Here is a 14,419-nt window from a genome sequence, read left to right on the forward strand (position 1 = left end):
TCAATTGGCGAGCTTTCAGACTTGAGAGTCAGGCCTCGGGCCGCCATTGAGAGCACTGAATGGCCCCTCCGCCGTGATGAGTGGCGGGGAATGGTTGGGTCGGCCCAAGGGTAGAGGCTATAATGCGCGGATGAGAGACAACCTGTCATTCCGTGCCGCGATCGCTGCCCGTCTCGAATTCATCGTCAAGGAATCCTGATTAATGACCCAATGGACGCTCAGCGACGACCCGCACGCGGAACGCGAAGCCCATAAGTACGACAAGCCCATCCCCAGCCGAGAGTTCTTGCTCGACAAGCTGGAAGAGTATGGCAAGCCCATTACCCACGAGAACATGAGCCGCATGCTCGGTTTCGAGGACGAGGAGCAGCAGGAAGCTGTGCGCCGTCGCCTCAATGCCATGGAGCGTGATGGTCAGGTGCTGCGCAATCGTCGCGGTGCCTATGCCCTGATCGACAAGCTGGACCTGATCCGTGGCCGCGTCGTCGGTCACCGCGACGGCTTCGGCTTCCTGGCGCGCGAAGATGGCGTCAAGCCGGACCTCGCCGTGCCGCCGCGCCAGATGCGTCGCGTCTTCCATGGCGATCAGGTGCTGGCTCGCGTCAGCGGCCGTGATCGTCGTGGCCGCGACGAGATCACCATCGTCGAGGTACTGGCGCGCAATACCCAGACCCTGGTCGGCATCTATCGTCAGTCCGAGCCGGACTTCGGTGTGCTGATTCCCGAGAACTCGCGCATCGCGCAGGAAGTCATCATCCCCAACCGCGTGGCCAATGGTGCCAAGGACGGTCAGGTGGTGTCCGTGCGCATCACTCAGCAGCCCGCCACACGCGTGCAGCCGGTGGGTGAAGTGGTCGAGGTGCTCGGTGAGCGCATGGACCCGGGCATGGAAATCGATATCGCGATCCGTTCCCACGATATCCCCAGTGAATTCCCGCCGGAAGTCGAAGACCAGATCTCGACCATCTCCGCCGAGGTGCTGGAAGAAGACAAGAAGGGCCGCATCGACCTGCGCGAGACGCCGCTGGTCACCATCGATGGCGAAGACGCGAAGGACTTCGATGACGCCGTCTGTGCCTGGCAGGACGACAACGGCAACTGGAAGCTGCTGGTCGCCATCGCCGATGTCTCCCACTACGTGCGTGGCGGCAGCCCGCTGGATCAGGAAGGCTATGTGCGCGGCAACTCGGTGTATTTCCCGGGTCAGGTCGTGCCGATGCTGCCGGAGCTGCTCTCCAACGGTCTGTGCTCGCTCAACCCGCATGTCGATCGTCTGACGCTGGTCTGTGAGCTGACCATCTCTGCCAGCAGTGGCGAGATGCTCGACTATCGCTTCTTCGAAGCCGTGATTCGTTCACATGCTCGCCTGACCTACGAGAAGGTCGGCACCATGCTGACCGACCCGGAAAGTGAGGAAGGTCAGGCGCTGTGCCAGCAGTACAACGAACTGCTGCCGTCGCTGCACAACCTGCACGCGCTGTACGGCGTGCTGCGCAAGGCGCGTGACAAGCGCGGTGCCATCGACTTCGAGACCACCGAAACGCAGATCCTGTTCAACGATGAGCGCAAGATCGAGCAGATCGTGCCGCGTACCCGCAACGACGCGCACAAACTGATCGAGGAATGCATGCTGGCGGCCAACGTCGCGACGGCACGCTTCCTGGATGAGCACGATCTCCCGGCCCTCTATCGTGTCCACAAGCAGCCGGCACCGGAGCGTCTGAACAACCTGCGCGCCTTCCTGGGTGAGCTGGGTCTGACGCTGGAAGGTGGCGACGAGCCGGCACCCAAGGACTTCCAGGCACTGCGTGCCTCGATCGCCGAGCGCCCGGACCTCGACATCATCCAGACCGTGATGCTGCGCAGCATGACCCAGGCGGTCTACTCGCCGCAGAACGAAGGTCACTTCGGTCTGGCCTACGATGCCTACGCGCACTTCACCTCGCCGATCCGTCGCTATCCGGATCTGCTGGTGCATCGTGCGATTCGTTCCGTCATCCGTGGCCCGCGCAAGACCGACACCGTGCTGCGCGCCGAAGATGCCGTGACCGAGCGCCCGACCAAGTGGTGCCCGTACACCTTCGAGCAGATGCTCGAGCTGGGTGAGCACTGCTCGATGACCGAGCGCCGCGCCGATGAGGCGACGCGTGACGTCAACGACTGGCTCAAGTGCGAGTTCATGAAGGACAAGGTCGGGGAAGTGCTGGAAGGCACCGTCGCGGCAGTCACCCAGTTCGGCCTGTTCGTGCGTCTGGATGCCTACTACGTCGAAGGCCTGCTGCACATCTCCTCGCTGCCGTCCGACTACTATCACTACGAGGCCGAGAAGCATCGCCTCAAGGGTGAGCGTGCCGGCGTCAGCTATGGTCTCGGCGATGGCGTCACCGTCCAGGTGGCCCGTGTCGACATGGATGAGCGCAAGATCGACTTCATGCTCAGCGACCCGACGCCGCGTCCCAAGCGCAAGCCGCGCAAGGCGCGCAGCAGCGAGGGCGACAAGCCGGCAGCCGGCAAGAGCGGTACCGCTGCCAGCAAGGAAGCCGCCGCCAAGGGGCGTCCCGGCAAGCGTGAGCGCGAACGCCTCAAGTCCCTGACCGAGGAAGTCAGTCAGGAAGGCAATGGCAACGCGGCTGCGGCCGAAAAGCCGGCAGGTGAGCGTCCGCCGCGCAAGCCGCGCGGTGAGCGTGGCGAGCGCAGTGATCGCTCGGGCCGTGGAGAGCGCAAGGCCGCCGCTGGCAATGAGCAGCCGCCCGCCGCCGAGGCGCCGGCTGCGGCGCGTCCGGCCGTGCCGAGTGGCCCGGAAGCCGCCGACAGCCCGTTCGCGCCGGTCGCGCCGATGGGTGCCGCAGGCAAGGACGACCCGTCGCGCAAGCGGGGTTCGCGCTCGCGCGGGCGTCGCGGTAACGGCCGCAGCTGATTTCGGCTCGGCTCCTCGCGCGTCACTGCATCAGCCCCGGCTCCGGTCGGGGCTGATGCGTTGGGCAGTCGTCAGGCTGCACGATTTCAAGGCTGTCGCGTCGGCGGCAGTCCAGTTTCCGTCAATGTGACAGGGCCCGCCGGGTCATCAGTCAGGAAGGCACAATGAGTCAGGACAAGGGGCGCAAGCCCGGCCGCGGCAAGCCCGCCGGCGAGCGTGCTAGCCACGCCAGAAGTGAGCATTCCCGAGGCGAGCGCAGCGGCGCTCAGCGTCATGAGCGTGGCGGGGCGCGCAAGGGTGGTGCTCGCGCCGCCGCACCGAAGATTCCCGGTGGCCTGGAAGCCGTCTATGGCGTGCACGCCGTGGAAGCCTTGCTGGCACGTGACCGCGCACCCAGCGAGCTGTGGGTGCAGGCGGGCGAGGCCGAGCTGCGCCTGAGCGAGATCATCGAGCAGGCGCGTGCCGCCGGTTCGCGCGTCACCCTCAAGGGGCGCGAGGAGCTGGATGCACTGGCCGTCGGCGGTGGCGCCCATCAGGGGCTGGTCGCGCTGTGCGCGCCGCTGGCCACCGAGAACGAGACTGGCCTCAAGCTGCGTCTCGATGGCTGGTCCCACGAAGAAGCTCCGCTGTTTCTGGTACTGGATTCCGTCACGGATCCGCACAACCTCGGTGCCTGCCTGCGCAGTGCCGATGCCGCGGGCGCCCATGGCGTCATCGTGCCCAAGGACAAGTCGGCCTCACTGAACGCGACCGTGCGCAAGGTGGCCTGTGGGGCAGCGGAAGTGGTGCCGGTCTATCAGGTCACCAACCTGGTCCGCACGCTGGACGCCATGAAGGAAGCCGGTGTCTGGGTGCTGGGCACGGCGGGCGAAGCCGAATCCATGGCCTTCGAAGCCGACTTCACCGGCCCGGTCGCCATCGTGATGGGCGCCGAGGGCAAGGGCATGCGCCGCCTGACCCGCGAACACTGTGACAGCCTGATCAAGCTGCCGATGGCGGGCAGCGTCTCCAGCCTCAATGTCTCGGTTGCCGCGGGCATCTGCCTGTTCGAGGCCGTGCGTCAGCGCCGCGGCTGAGGCAATTGTCGGCAGGGGATAGTCAGGGGAGGGGCAGGGTAGAGGCAAGAAGAGGCAAGAAGAGGCAAGATAGAGGCAAAAGAGAAGCGGCCGGCGGAACGGGGCTGGCTGTCTTTCACGGGCCGCTTGCCAAGCCCTTGACTCCTCTCTACAATACTGCGGTTCTGTGAAGTGCAGTCTGCAGTGAATGCGCGGCATGGGGGCACCTGTCCTCGCCCGCGCGCGTCTTTCGTGGCCTTCGGGTCTGAATGGCACAACCGTAGTAATCACTCCACTCCTTGCTTCCCGGCCCGAGACGCGCCGTGGGGGCTGTCAAACCGAAAGGAGCCAAGCCATGCGTCACTACGAGATCGTGTTCATGGTCCACCCGGACCAGAGCGAACAGGTTCCGGCCATGATCGAGCGTTACACCTCCATCGTGACCGAAGCCGGCGGTACTGTGCATCGTCTGGAAGATTGGGGTCGCCGTCACCTGGCCTACCCGATCAACAAGATCCACAAGGCCCACTACGTGCTGATGAACGTCGAAACTACCGGTGAGGTGGTCGAAGAACTCGAAACCATCTTCCGTTTCAACGACGCCGTCATCCGTAACCTGGTTGTGCGTTCAAAGGAAGCGGCCATCGAGCCGTCTCCGATGATGAAGCCGGCTGAAGAGAAGCGTCCGCGTCGCGAAGACAAGCGTGACGAATCCGAAGCTCAAGACGCTAACTGATACCGCACCCCCAGGAGGTCATTGCAATGGCACGTTTTTTCCGTCGTCGCAAGTTCTGCCGCTTCACCGCTGAAGGCGTGAAGCAGATCGACTACAAGGACATCGAAGTCCTGAAGTCTTACATCACCGAGACCGGCAAGATCGTCCCGAGCCGTATCACTGGCACCAAGGCACGCTACCAGCGTCAGCTGGCGACTGCCATCAAGCGTGCTCGCTACCTGGCTCTGCTGCCGTACAGCGACAGCCACCAGTAAGGCGACACCATGATGCTGGCACTGGCACGCTGGGCCATGCGCGGCCCCCTGCAATGCATCGCGATTGCATTGCTGACGGGAATCGTGCCCTGGTTCTTCTGGTTCAGTGCCGCCATCAGTGCGCTGGTCACGCTTCGGCGTGGCCTTGCGCCTGCCGCACCCGTAGTCATCGCCGCCGCCGTTCCGGCCGGTTGGTGGTGGGTACAAGGCGATCCGGTGCCTCTGGCAACCGTATTGCTGGTCACCCTGATGGCAACCCTGTTGCGCGCTCGCGTGCGATGGGGTGAGGCGCTGATAGGCGCCAGCCTGACGGCGGCACTGATGGTGCAGTCCGGGATATTCCTGCCACCAGGCGGAGCCGGTCCACTGCTTGAGAGCATTCGCAAGAATGCCCCTGAGCTTGACGCACGCTTGAACGACTTTGCCGCTCAAGGTGTGCCGACTGAACAGCTCGCAGGGCTGGTCATCGGTGGTATTACCGGGTTGGTGGTCCTGCTGGCCGCTACGGGCTGTCTGGCCCTGGCGCGCAGTTGGCAGTCCGGGCTCTACAATCCGGGTGGGTTTCGCAGCGAATTCCATGCCTTTCGGCTGAGTTTGCCCGAAATCCTGATACTGGCAGCCTGCGGGATCATTGGCGTACTGCTCAATGTGCCTGCAGTGCTCCTGCTGATCTGGATACCGCTGCTGGTGGCGGGCATTGCCCTGGTACATGGTTACATCGGGTTAAAGGGGATGAGCGGGTTATGGCTCGTCGGCGTCTATTTCATGATGCTGACCACCTGGCCCACGATTCTGATTTTGCTGCTGTTGGCGCTTGTGGACGTCTTTGCGGATTTTCGCGCACGTCTCGCCGGCAGTCATCGATAAGAGGTTTACGAGATGCAAGTCATTCTGCTCGACAAGATTGGCAAGCTGGGCAACCTGGGTGACCAGGTTTCCGTCAAGGCTGGCTTCGGTCGCAACTACCTGCTGCCGTACGGCCTGGCAGTTCCGGCCACTGCTGAAAACCAGGCCGCTTTCGAAGCTCAGCGCGCTGAGCTGGAAGCACAGGTTGCAGAGCGCAAGACCGAAGCTGAAGCGCGTGCCGCTCAGCTGAACGAAATCGAACTGTCCCTGGTCGCCAAAGCTGGCGAAGAAGGCAAGCTGTTCGGTTCCATCGGTCCGCGTGATCTGGCCGAAGCTATCGCCCAGTCTGGCATCGACATCGCCAAGAGCGAAGTCCGCATGCCGGAAGGCCCGCTGCGCAACACTGGCGAATACGACATCGTGCTGCAGCTGCACGCTGAAGTGACTGCCACTGTCCGTGTGGTCGTGGTCGGCGAGTAATCGCTGATTTGCAGTGGCTGGCCGGTGATCCGGTGTAGCGACTGCTGCGGTACCCAAGCCGCCTTTGCATCCTCGATGCGAAGGCGGTTTTTTCATGGGCGCGATTTGCCATCGGCGTGGCATTTGCCTGGTCGCCGGCGAGGCGATGACGCACAAAATCCGGTAGAATGCCTGCCCCCGTCAGGAAGAGGCTTCGGCGTGGGCGCGGCGGTTGGCAGGCTTGCGTCAATGCGTGAAACTAGAAGCCCCCGCGGGCATGTCAGTCATCAGCAGGAGTCAGCCAGGCATGAGCGAGATTCAGGATCAGGATCGCGAGACGGCAGCGCTCAAGGTGCCGCCCAATTCGCTGGAGGCCGAGCAGTCGGTGCTTGGCGGCTTGATGCTGGACAACAGCGCCTGGGATACCGTCTCCGAGCGGCTGGTGGCCGACGACTTCTATCGCTATGAGCATCGCCTCATCTACAACGCCATGTCTCAGCTGGTCGGCGGCAGCCGCCCGCTGGATGTGGTGACGCTGTCCGAGCTGCTGGAAAGTCGTGACCAGCTCGAGTCTGTCGGCGGGCTGGCGACCCTCGCTGAACTGGCGCGCAATACGCCCTCGGCCAGCAACATCAAGGCCTATGCCGACATCGTTCGCGAGCGCGCCACGCTGCGCAAGCTCATCCAGGCGGCCAACCAGATCGCCGAGAGCTCCTTCAGTCCGCAGGGCCGTGATGCCGATGAGCTGGTCAACGAGGCCGAGCGCCTGGTGTTCCAGATCAGCGAGTCGCGGCCCAAGAGCGGCGGCCCCAAGGGCATGAGTCAGCTGCTGACCGGCGCGGTGGACCGCATCGATGAGCTGTTCAACCTCAAGGGCCAGATGACGGGCCTGTCGACCGGCTTCCGTGATCTCGATGACATGACCTCCGGCCTGCAGCCGTCGGATCTGGTGATCATCGCCGGGCGTCCCTCGATGGGCAAGACCACCTTCGCCATGAACCTGGTCGAGCATGCCGTGGTCTCCGGCGACAAGCCGGTCGCCGTGTTCTCGATGGAGATGCCCGCCGAATCGCTGATGTTGCGCATGATCTCCTCGCTGGGTCGCATCGACCAGACCAAGGTGCGTACCGGCCAGCTGGAAGACGAGGACTGGCCGCGTCTGACTTCGGCGGTCAACCTGCTCAAGGACAAGCAGCTGTTCGTCGATGACACCGCGGCGCTGTCGCCCAACGAGATGCGCTCGCGCTGTCGACGCATGGCGCGTGAGCACGGCGGCATCGGCCTGATCATGATCGATTACCTTCAGCTGATGCAGGTGCCGGGGCTTTCCGAGAACCGTACCGCCGAGATCTCCGAGATCTCGCGCTCGCTGAAGGGCCTGGCCAAGGAATTCGCCTGCCCGGTCGTGGCGCTCTCGCAGCTGAATCGCTCGCTTGAGCAGCGCCCCAACAAGCGCCCGGTAATGTCGGATCTGCGTGAATCCGGCGCCATCGAGCAGGATGCCGATGTCATCGCCTTCGTCTACCGTGATGAGGTCTACAACAAGGACAATCCCGACAACAAGGGACTGGCCGAGCTGATCATCGGCAAGCAGCGTAACGGCCCCATCGGTACCGTTCACATGGCCTTCATCGGCAAGTACACCCGTTTCGAGGACCTGGCACCCGACAGTTATGGCCAGGCCTTCGCTGAATAACGTGATGCGTACGCGCGTCAATCATGTACCCGGGCGGCGGCATCGCCGTTGCCTCGCAAGACCCGCACTGACGGGGAGGAGATAGCATGGCAGGTGGATTTGGGCGCGGACGCGCACGTACCCCCAAGCTGCAGGGCCGCGGCACGCTGGAGAGCCTGGAGCGTGAAGGGCCCTTCAAGGAATGGCTGGGCATGCCGGACCTCTACCGCTTCACGCTGGTCGTGGAAGGTGAGAGCTACAGCTACCAGACCGAAGACAGCGAAGTGCCGGTGGTGGCCGGCGATATGGTTGTCTTCCGCTACAAGGAGACCAAGGCGGGCAAGTGGATCGACCGCAACTCTCTCGGCAAGGCCATCGACCCCAACTCGCTGTAAGCGTCACCCTGGCGCTTGAGGATCACGCCATGCCAGCTGCCAGGCCGGCATGGCGTGATCCTGTTTTGATCGAGATAGTCGACACATCGAGTTAGTCGATCTGGCGTCTGGCATCCCCTCTGTCGGATGAGGCGCCTCATGTGCCGCGTGGCACCTTTGTCATCCCTCTGTCATATCAGCATGTTCAGATTCTGACATGCTCCCATCCCCGTCCCTGCAAGCCTCTCATGGCCAGCCTGTCGTCGAATCCTGTCATGCACTGGAGGCGTTGCTGCGCCTGCGCCAGGTGAGCATGCATTTCCAGCCCATCGTGTCGTCCAACGGCCGTGAGGTCTTCGCCTATGAGGCGCTGGCGCGCGGGAATGCCGCGGGGCCACTGGCCTCACCGCTGACGATGTTCTCGGCGGCGCGCGAACACGGCCGGCTGGTGGAGCTCGACAGCCTGTGTCGCGAGCGTGCGCTCGAGCAATGGTCGACGCTGGGCCTGACGGAGCGGCTGTTCATCAACGTATCTCCCGATGTGCTGCTGGATGGCGCCCACTCGCCCGGCCTGACGCGACGCCTGCTGCGGCGCTTCGGCCTGCGTCCGCATCAGGTGGTGATCGAGCTGACCGAGCAGACGCCGGGGCTGGATTCGGCGCTGATGAGGGAAGCCGTCAGCCATTATCAATCGATGGGCTTCGCCATCGCACTGGATGATCTCGGGGAGGGCTATGCCAGCCTCAAGCTGTGGTCGTCGGTGCAGCCGGACTTCGTCAAGATCGACCGTCACTTCATCAGTGGCATCCATGCCGACCCGCTCAAGCGGCGCTTCGTGCGCTCGATCATCGATATCGCCCACGGCAGTGGCAGTCAGGTGATCGCCGAGGGCATCGAGCATGAGGCGGAAATGGAATGCGTGCGCCAGCTGGGGGCCGACTACCTGCAAGGCTGGTTGTTCGCGCCGGCCGAGGCCGACCCGCTTGGCCAGCGCGCTGCGCTCGACCGGCATCTGCGCCATCTGAATCGCAGGCTGCAGCAGCGCCCGCCGCCTGGCCGCAGCATCGGCAGCCTGGCGCGCGCCGTGACGCCAGTGCAGCAGGATGTCACCGTCAATGAGGTCGCCCAGCGTCTGCATGCCGAGCAGGAGGTGATGTCGCTGGCCGTGGTGGACGAGCAGCAGCGACCGGTGGGCCTGATCATCCGCCATCGCCTGCTGGGGCTACTGAGCCAGCGCTTCGGGCCGGAGCTGCATGCGCGTCGTATGATCCATGAGGTCATGCAGAGCAGTCCGCTGCGCGTCGAGGCGGATGAGACGCTGGAGCGCGTCTCGGCCAAGGTGACCGGCCGCGAAGGCAGCGATCGCGACGAGGACTTCATCATCACGCGGGGCGGGCGCTATCAGGGGCTGGGGCGCACCCTGGATCTGCTGCGCATCATCACGGAGCTGCAGGTGGCGAGCGCCGAGGAGGCCAACCCATTGACGCGCCTGCCGGGCAACGGGCCGATCGAGCGTCAGTTGCTCGAGTGCGTGGCTGGCGCGGGCTTGGGCGAGGACTTGCGAGAGGACTTGCGAGAGAACAGCAACGCGCGCTGTGCCGAATGGGCCGCGATCTATCTGGATCTCGACAACTTCAAGCCCTTCAATGACCGCTTCGGCCACGCGCAGGGCGACCGCATGCTGCTGGCGCTGGCGACGGTATTGCGCGATGCGCTGCAGGAGGGGGACTTTCTCGGCCATGTCGGCGGCGATGATTTCGTGATGACGCTGTGCATGACCGAATCTCGCCGGGCACTGCGCCTGACAGCGCTCGAGCAACGTCTGGCCGGCCTGCAGTCGGCATTCCAGCATGCGGTCGCCAGCCTGTATCCGGCCGATGTGCTGGCAGCGGGAGGCTTTCAGGGCCACGACCGCTTCGGCACCACGCGCTTCTTCCCGCTGACGCGACTGTCACTGGTGGCGCTGCATGGCCTTGCCGGGTGCGAGACGACCCGGATCGCCGCGCGCTGGAGCGAGCTCAAGAGCGAGGCCAAGGCGCGGGACTCCGGGCGAGTCATCGAGGCGTGTGCCTCACCAGTGCAGTGATCTCCGCCTGCGAGTCACTCAATCGTCATCCGCCTGCCCCATGAATGTCATCGCTGGCCATCAGTCTGGCGTGAAGCCTTGAAGTTCATCCTGAAGTGTCGGGCTGCTGGGAGTCTGAGTCGCCCAGCCCCTGTTTTCACGGGCTATCCTTGTACCACGTCGTCGTCTTACGGCCTTACCATGCGCAGTCCCCTGGATGCGCAGGAGTCATTACATGTCCAGAACCGCCAGCATCTTCACGCCGTCCGCCATCTTTACCAGCAATCTGCAGTCACTGATGGCCGAATATCCTGCACTGGAGGCGCGCGTGATCAGTCATGCCGCCAGCCGTTTCTATCAGGTCCAGCTGGTGCTGGAAGCCGCCGGCGAGGAAGAGGAGGAGCGCAGTGAGCTGCTGATGAAGCGCGGCAAGCCGATGCTGTTCCGCTCGCTGGAGGATGTCTACAGCGAGCTCAAGCGGGGCGGGATGTCACGGGCGTGGCTGGTCTCGCAGGTCGCCAATGACGAGATGATCGGCCGCCCGCCGCAGTACCATCAGCCCTTGAGCTCGCGTATCCCGTTGAGCTTCTGAGTCCGCACCTTCTTGCTCAGGTGTGCTTTTGAGGCACCCAGCGGCCAATGCGCTCGCGATGGCGGGCGAAGAAGCGGTAACTCCAGTCCATCAGCGGGCGCAGGCCCGGCAGCAGCGACAGGCGCACCAGGCGCCGGTAGCCGAGTACCGCATAGAGTGCTCGGCTGGCATCCATGCCGACATACCACTCCCCGCGTGCGTCCTGCACATGCAGACGTCCCATCATCGTCTCGAAGCTCAAGCCCAGCGCCTGAGGCGAGAAATCTGGTGCACGGATATCCACCGTTCTGACCCACTCCCGCCCGGGATGCCTGGCCAGCCAGGCGACCTCGCGCTGGCACAGGGGGCACTTGCCATCGTGGTAGAGCGTGACCGGTGCGCTGGCTTGCCAGATGCGACTCATGAGGATTCCTTGTCGGTCGTGAGACTGGAGGGTGCGGCGTAGTAACCGGCGCGATGGGCATCACTGCCATAGTCCGCGGCGCCGTCGAGGCGAGCCAGGAAGGCGTCGGCCTGTTGCAGCAGGGCTTCGCGCTTGTCGTCCTTCATGCGTCGCCAGCTGCCGTAGACCAGTGACATGCGCGGATTGCGTGACAACGCCTCGCGATGACGCTCGATGAAGTGCCAGTAGAGGCTGTTGAACGGGCAGGCATGCGGGCCGGTGACCTTCTTCGGCGAGTACTGACACCTGTCGCAGTGATTGGACATGCGGTCGATGTACTTGCCCGAGGCACAGTAGGGCTTGGAGCCCATCAGGCCGCCATCGGCATGCAGCACCATGCCCAGCGTATTGGGCAGCTCGACCCATTCACAGGCGTCCACATAGACCGCCAGATACCAGTCGCATAGCGCCTCGGGCTTCACGCCGCACAGCAGCGCGAAGTTGCCCGTGACCATCAGGCGGCGAATATGGTGGGCGTAGGCATGCTCGCGGGTGCTGGCGATGGCCTGATCCAGACAGCGCATGCCGCTGTCCCCCGTCCAGAAGAATTCCGGCAGGTTGCGGCTGGCTTCCAGCCGGTTCTCGCGCTTGTAGCCGGGCATGCGCGTCCAGTAGATGCCGCGCACATATTCGCGCCAGCCGAGTATCTGGCGAATGAACCCCTCCGCCGAGTTGATCGGCACCTCACCGCGCCGCCAGGCGGCGTCCACGGCGTTGCAGACCTCCTGCGGGCTCAAGAGGCCGATATTGAGCGCGGCAGACAGGCGTGAATGGAACAGGAACGGGTCGCTGTCCTCGATGGCATCCTGATAGCGGCCGAAGTCCGCCAGGCAATGATCGAGAAAATGCGCGAGGTCAGAGCGGGCCTGGGCGCGCGTGACGGCCCAGTTGAAGTTCTCGAGGCTGCCGAAGTGGCGTTCCTTGTCACTGGCCTGCTCCCCGAAGCGCGCCGCGACCAGCGCCAGTACCTCGCGGGTCGTCGCATCTTCGTGATGGGCATGCACCGGCGGCGGTGGGGCGTGGAAGTCGTCTGGAATCGGTTCGCGGTTGTCGTGGTCGTGGTTGAACTTGCCGCCGGCGGGTTCGCTGCCTTCCATCAGCAGGTCCGTGTCACGGCGTCGCTCGCGATAGAAGTACTCCATGCGCAGTTGCTTGCGGCCCTCGGCCCAGCCGGCGAAGGCTGCCGGCGTGGTGAAGAAGCGTGTGTCCTCGAGGACTTCCCAACGCACGCTGCCGGCCTCGCGCCGCGCCAGAAAGTCGTCCAGCAGACGCCACTCGCCGGGGCGGGTCACCAGCACGCCATCACACTGATACAGGGCGGCCAGACGCTCTGACTCGCTGGCCAGACGCTGGAGATTGTCCGGGTCCTCCAGTCGGCTTTCATGTACCTGCCAGCCACACTCCCTGAGTTCCTGGGCGTGGTGGCGCATCGCGGCCAGCATCATCGCGATCTTGTGCGGGTGGTGCGGCACGTAGCGGCCTTCCTCCTCGACCTCGCAGAAGGCGATCACGCTGTCGGCGGGTGCCTGCTTGAGGCTTGCCAGGTCATGGCTAAGCTGGTCGCCGAGGATCAGCACCAGTGGCCGCGCGAAGTCATGACGCGTCGCCAGGCGCAGAGTAGCGGGGGTGGGATCGGGCACGAGGACTCCGGAGGGTTGTGACAATAATTGTCTTAAAGCTATACAAATCGTGATGATAGTATAACTTCATCCCTCACGCACAGGGCGAGCTGGTAATATGACTGCGCTGCCGTGAAGTTGGCTGCGCTGCGGTGAAAGTGGATACGCTGCCGCTTTACCTCTCTTCTTGCCCCTAGTCAGGAGTCCATCATCCATGAGTACCCCGCGTTTTGGCGTCATGCTGGTCAATCTCGGCACCCCCGATGCCCCGACCCCCAAGGCGGTGCGCCGTTACCTCGCGGAGTTTCTTGGTGATGTGCGCGTGATCGACCTGCCGCGTCTGCTCTGGCTGCCGATTCTGCATGGCCTGGTGTTGACGACGCGTCCCAAGAAGGTGGCCGAGGCCTACGCCTCGGTGTGGACGGAAGACGGCTCGCCGCTGATGGCGATCGGCAAGCGTCAGCGCGCCGCGCTGGAAGCACGCCTGGCCGAGTCACTGGGCGAGGACATCCCCGTCGAACTGGCGATGACCTACGGCAAGCCGACCATGGAAGAGGTGGGGCGCAAGCTCGCCAGCCGCGGTGCCGACCGCATGCTGATCCTGCCGCTCTATCCGCAGTTCTCGCGCACGACTACTGCCGCGGTCTTCGATCGCCTGGCGCGTGCGCTCAAGCCGTGCCCGCATCTGCCGGAGCTGCGTTTCGTGCGCGACTATCACGACCACCCGGATTACATCGCGGCGCTGGCCACCAGCGTGCGTGAGCACTGGGAGAAGGAAGGTCGGCGTGGCAAGCGCCTGCTGATGAGCTATCACGGCATTCCCAAGCGCTATGCCACCGCAGGCGACCCCTACCCGACGCAATGCGAGCGCACCAGCCAGTTGCTGGCCGAGGCACTGGGGCTTGGTGACGATGAGTGGGCGATGACCTATCAGTCGCGCTTCGGCAAGGCCGAGTGGCTCAAGCCGTACACCGATGAAACGCTGAAGGCGTGGGGCGGTGAAGGGCTGGAAAGCGTCGATGTCATCTCGCCGGCCTTCGCGGCTGACTGTCTCGAGACGCTGGAAGAGCTGGAGGAAGAGAACCGCGGCTACTTCACCGAATCCGGTGGTGGCGACTTCCGCTACATCCCGGCGCTCAATGATCGCAGTGACCATATCGATCTGCTCGAGGCGCTGTGTCGCCAGCATACTCAGGGCTGGTAACGAGCAGGCCCGTCATACTGCCATTGCCCGAGAAATGAAAACGCCCCACCAGTCATCACTGGTGGGGCGTTTTCATTTCTCGGGCCTGCTGTTCGTGAATCCGCTCCTGCGAATCAGCGCTCGTGAATCCGCTCTCGTGGCTTGGCCCCGCTTGATGAGGACCTGCCTGGTGAGAGCCGAG

13 protein-coding genes are annotated in these 14,419 nt (G+C 64.0%); 11 read left to right on the forward strand and 2 right to left on the reverse strand.

The annotated features are described in order from the left end of the window. The first annotated feature begins 202 nt into the window (after nucleotides 1-202). The 10 genes from rnr to R2R70_RS16020 all read left to right on the forward strand — a co-directional run bounded on the left by rnr (nucleotide 203) and on the right by R2R70_RS16020 (nucleotide 10,973). Entirely contained in the window at nucleotides 203-2,917 is a 2,715-nt protein-coding gene (gene rnr / locus R2R70_RS15975) for a ribonuclease R (RefSeq protein WP_410978480.1), read from the forward strand. A 164-nt stretch (nucleotides 2,918-3,081) separates the two neighbouring features. After that, on the forward strand, nucleotides 3,082-3,993 hold the full coding sequence (rlmB, locus tag R2R70_RS15980) for a 23S rRNA (guanosine(2251)-2'-O)-methyltransferase RlmB (protein WP_107335616.1): 912 nt from the start codon (nucleotides 3,082-3,084) through the stop codon (nucleotides 3,991-3,993). A gap of 334 nt (nucleotides 3,994-4,327) precedes the next feature. Continuing rightward, nucleotides 4,328-4,708, forward strand: a complete 381-nt coding sequence (gene rpsF, locus R2R70_RS15985; RefSeq protein WP_043334756.1) for a 30S ribosomal protein S6 — start codon at nucleotides 4,328-4,330, stop codon at nucleotides 4,706-4,708. Between the two features lie 26 nt (nucleotides 4,709-4,734). Then, nucleotides 4,735-4,962: a 30S ribosomal protein S18 gene (gene rpsR / locus R2R70_RS15990; RefSeq protein ID WP_024952281.1), complete on the forward strand. Its 228-nt coding sequence runs from the start codon at nucleotides 4,735-4,737 to the stop codon at nucleotides 4,960-4,962. Between the two features lie 12 nt (nucleotides 4,963-4,974). Beyond that, nucleotides 4,975-5,829, forward strand: a complete 855-nt coding sequence (locus R2R70_RS15995) for a hypothetical protein (protein WP_043334783.1) — start codon at nucleotides 4,975-4,977, stop codon at nucleotides 5,827-5,829. Between the two features lie 12 nt (nucleotides 5,830-5,841). Further along, nucleotides 5,842-6,288 carry a 50S ribosomal protein L9 gene (gene rplI / locus R2R70_RS16000; RefSeq protein WP_043334754.1) on the forward strand — a complete coding sequence of 149 codons (447 nt, stop codon included), beginning with the start codon at nucleotides 5,842-5,844 and terminating at the stop codon, nucleotides 6,286-6,288. 286 nt (nucleotides 6,289-6,574) lie between these two features. Beyond that, nucleotides 6,575-7,963 carry a replicative DNA helicase gene (dnaB, locus tag R2R70_RS16005; protein ID WP_165873876.1) on the forward strand — a complete coding sequence of 463 codons (1,389 nt, stop codon included), beginning with the start codon at nucleotides 6,575-6,577 and terminating at the stop codon, nucleotides 7,961-7,963. 86 nt (nucleotides 7,964-8,049) lie between these two features. Further along, on the forward strand, nucleotides 8,050-8,337 hold the full coding sequence (locus R2R70_RS16010) for a hypothetical protein (RefSeq protein WP_043334752.1): 288 nt from the start codon (nucleotides 8,050-8,052) through the stop codon (nucleotides 8,335-8,337). A 196-nt stretch (nucleotides 8,338-8,533) separates the two neighbouring features. Then, nucleotides 8,534-10,402, forward strand: a complete 1,869-nt coding sequence (locus tag R2R70_RS16015) for a bifunctional diguanylate cyclase/phosphodiesterase (protein WP_410978481.1) — start codon at nucleotides 8,534-8,536, stop codon at nucleotides 10,400-10,402. Nucleotides 10,403-10,616: 214 nt separating this feature from the next. Continuing rightward, nucleotides 10,617-10,973, forward strand: a complete 357-nt coding sequence (locus tag R2R70_RS16020; protein WP_225347494.1) for a DUF6482 family protein — start codon at nucleotides 10,617-10,619, stop codon at nucleotides 10,971-10,973. Between the two features lie 16 nt (nucleotides 10,974-10,989). Here R2R70_RS16020 and R2R70_RS16025 read toward each other — a convergent pair whose 3' ends face one another. Together R2R70_RS16025 and R2R70_RS16030 are read right to left on the reverse strand one after the other, a co-directional pair. Then, the gene (locus R2R70_RS16025; RefSeq protein ID WP_410978482.1) at nucleotides 10,990-11,376 is read right to left on the reverse strand and encodes a thiol-disulfide oxidoreductase DCC family protein; all 387 of its coding nucleotides are present in this window, start codon (nucleotides 11,374-11,376) and stop codon (nucleotides 10,990-10,992) included. Then, nucleotides 11,373-13,055: a cryptochrome/photolyase family protein gene (locus tag R2R70_RS16030; RefSeq protein WP_410978483.1), complete on the reverse strand. Its 1,683-nt coding sequence runs from the start codon at nucleotides 13,053-13,055 to the stop codon at nucleotides 11,373-11,375. The genes R2R70_RS16025 and R2R70_RS16030 overlap by 4 nt, the downstream gene beginning before the upstream one ends. A gap of 193 nt (nucleotides 13,056-13,248) precedes the next feature. Between R2R70_RS16030 and hemH the strand changes: the two genes are divergently transcribed. After that, nucleotides 13,249-14,238 carry a ferrochelatase gene (gene hemH / locus R2R70_RS16035; protein ID WP_054555275.1) on the forward strand — a complete coding sequence of 330 codons (990 nt, stop codon included), beginning with the start codon at nucleotides 13,249-13,251 and terminating at the stop codon, nucleotides 14,236-14,238. Nucleotides 14,239-14,419 lie beyond the last annotated feature (181 nt).

The organism is Cobetia sp. SIMBA_158, assembly GCF_046566945.1.
GTDB lineage: Bacteria > Pseudomonadota > Gammaproteobacteria > Pseudomonadales > Halomonadaceae > Cobetia > Cobetia amphilecti.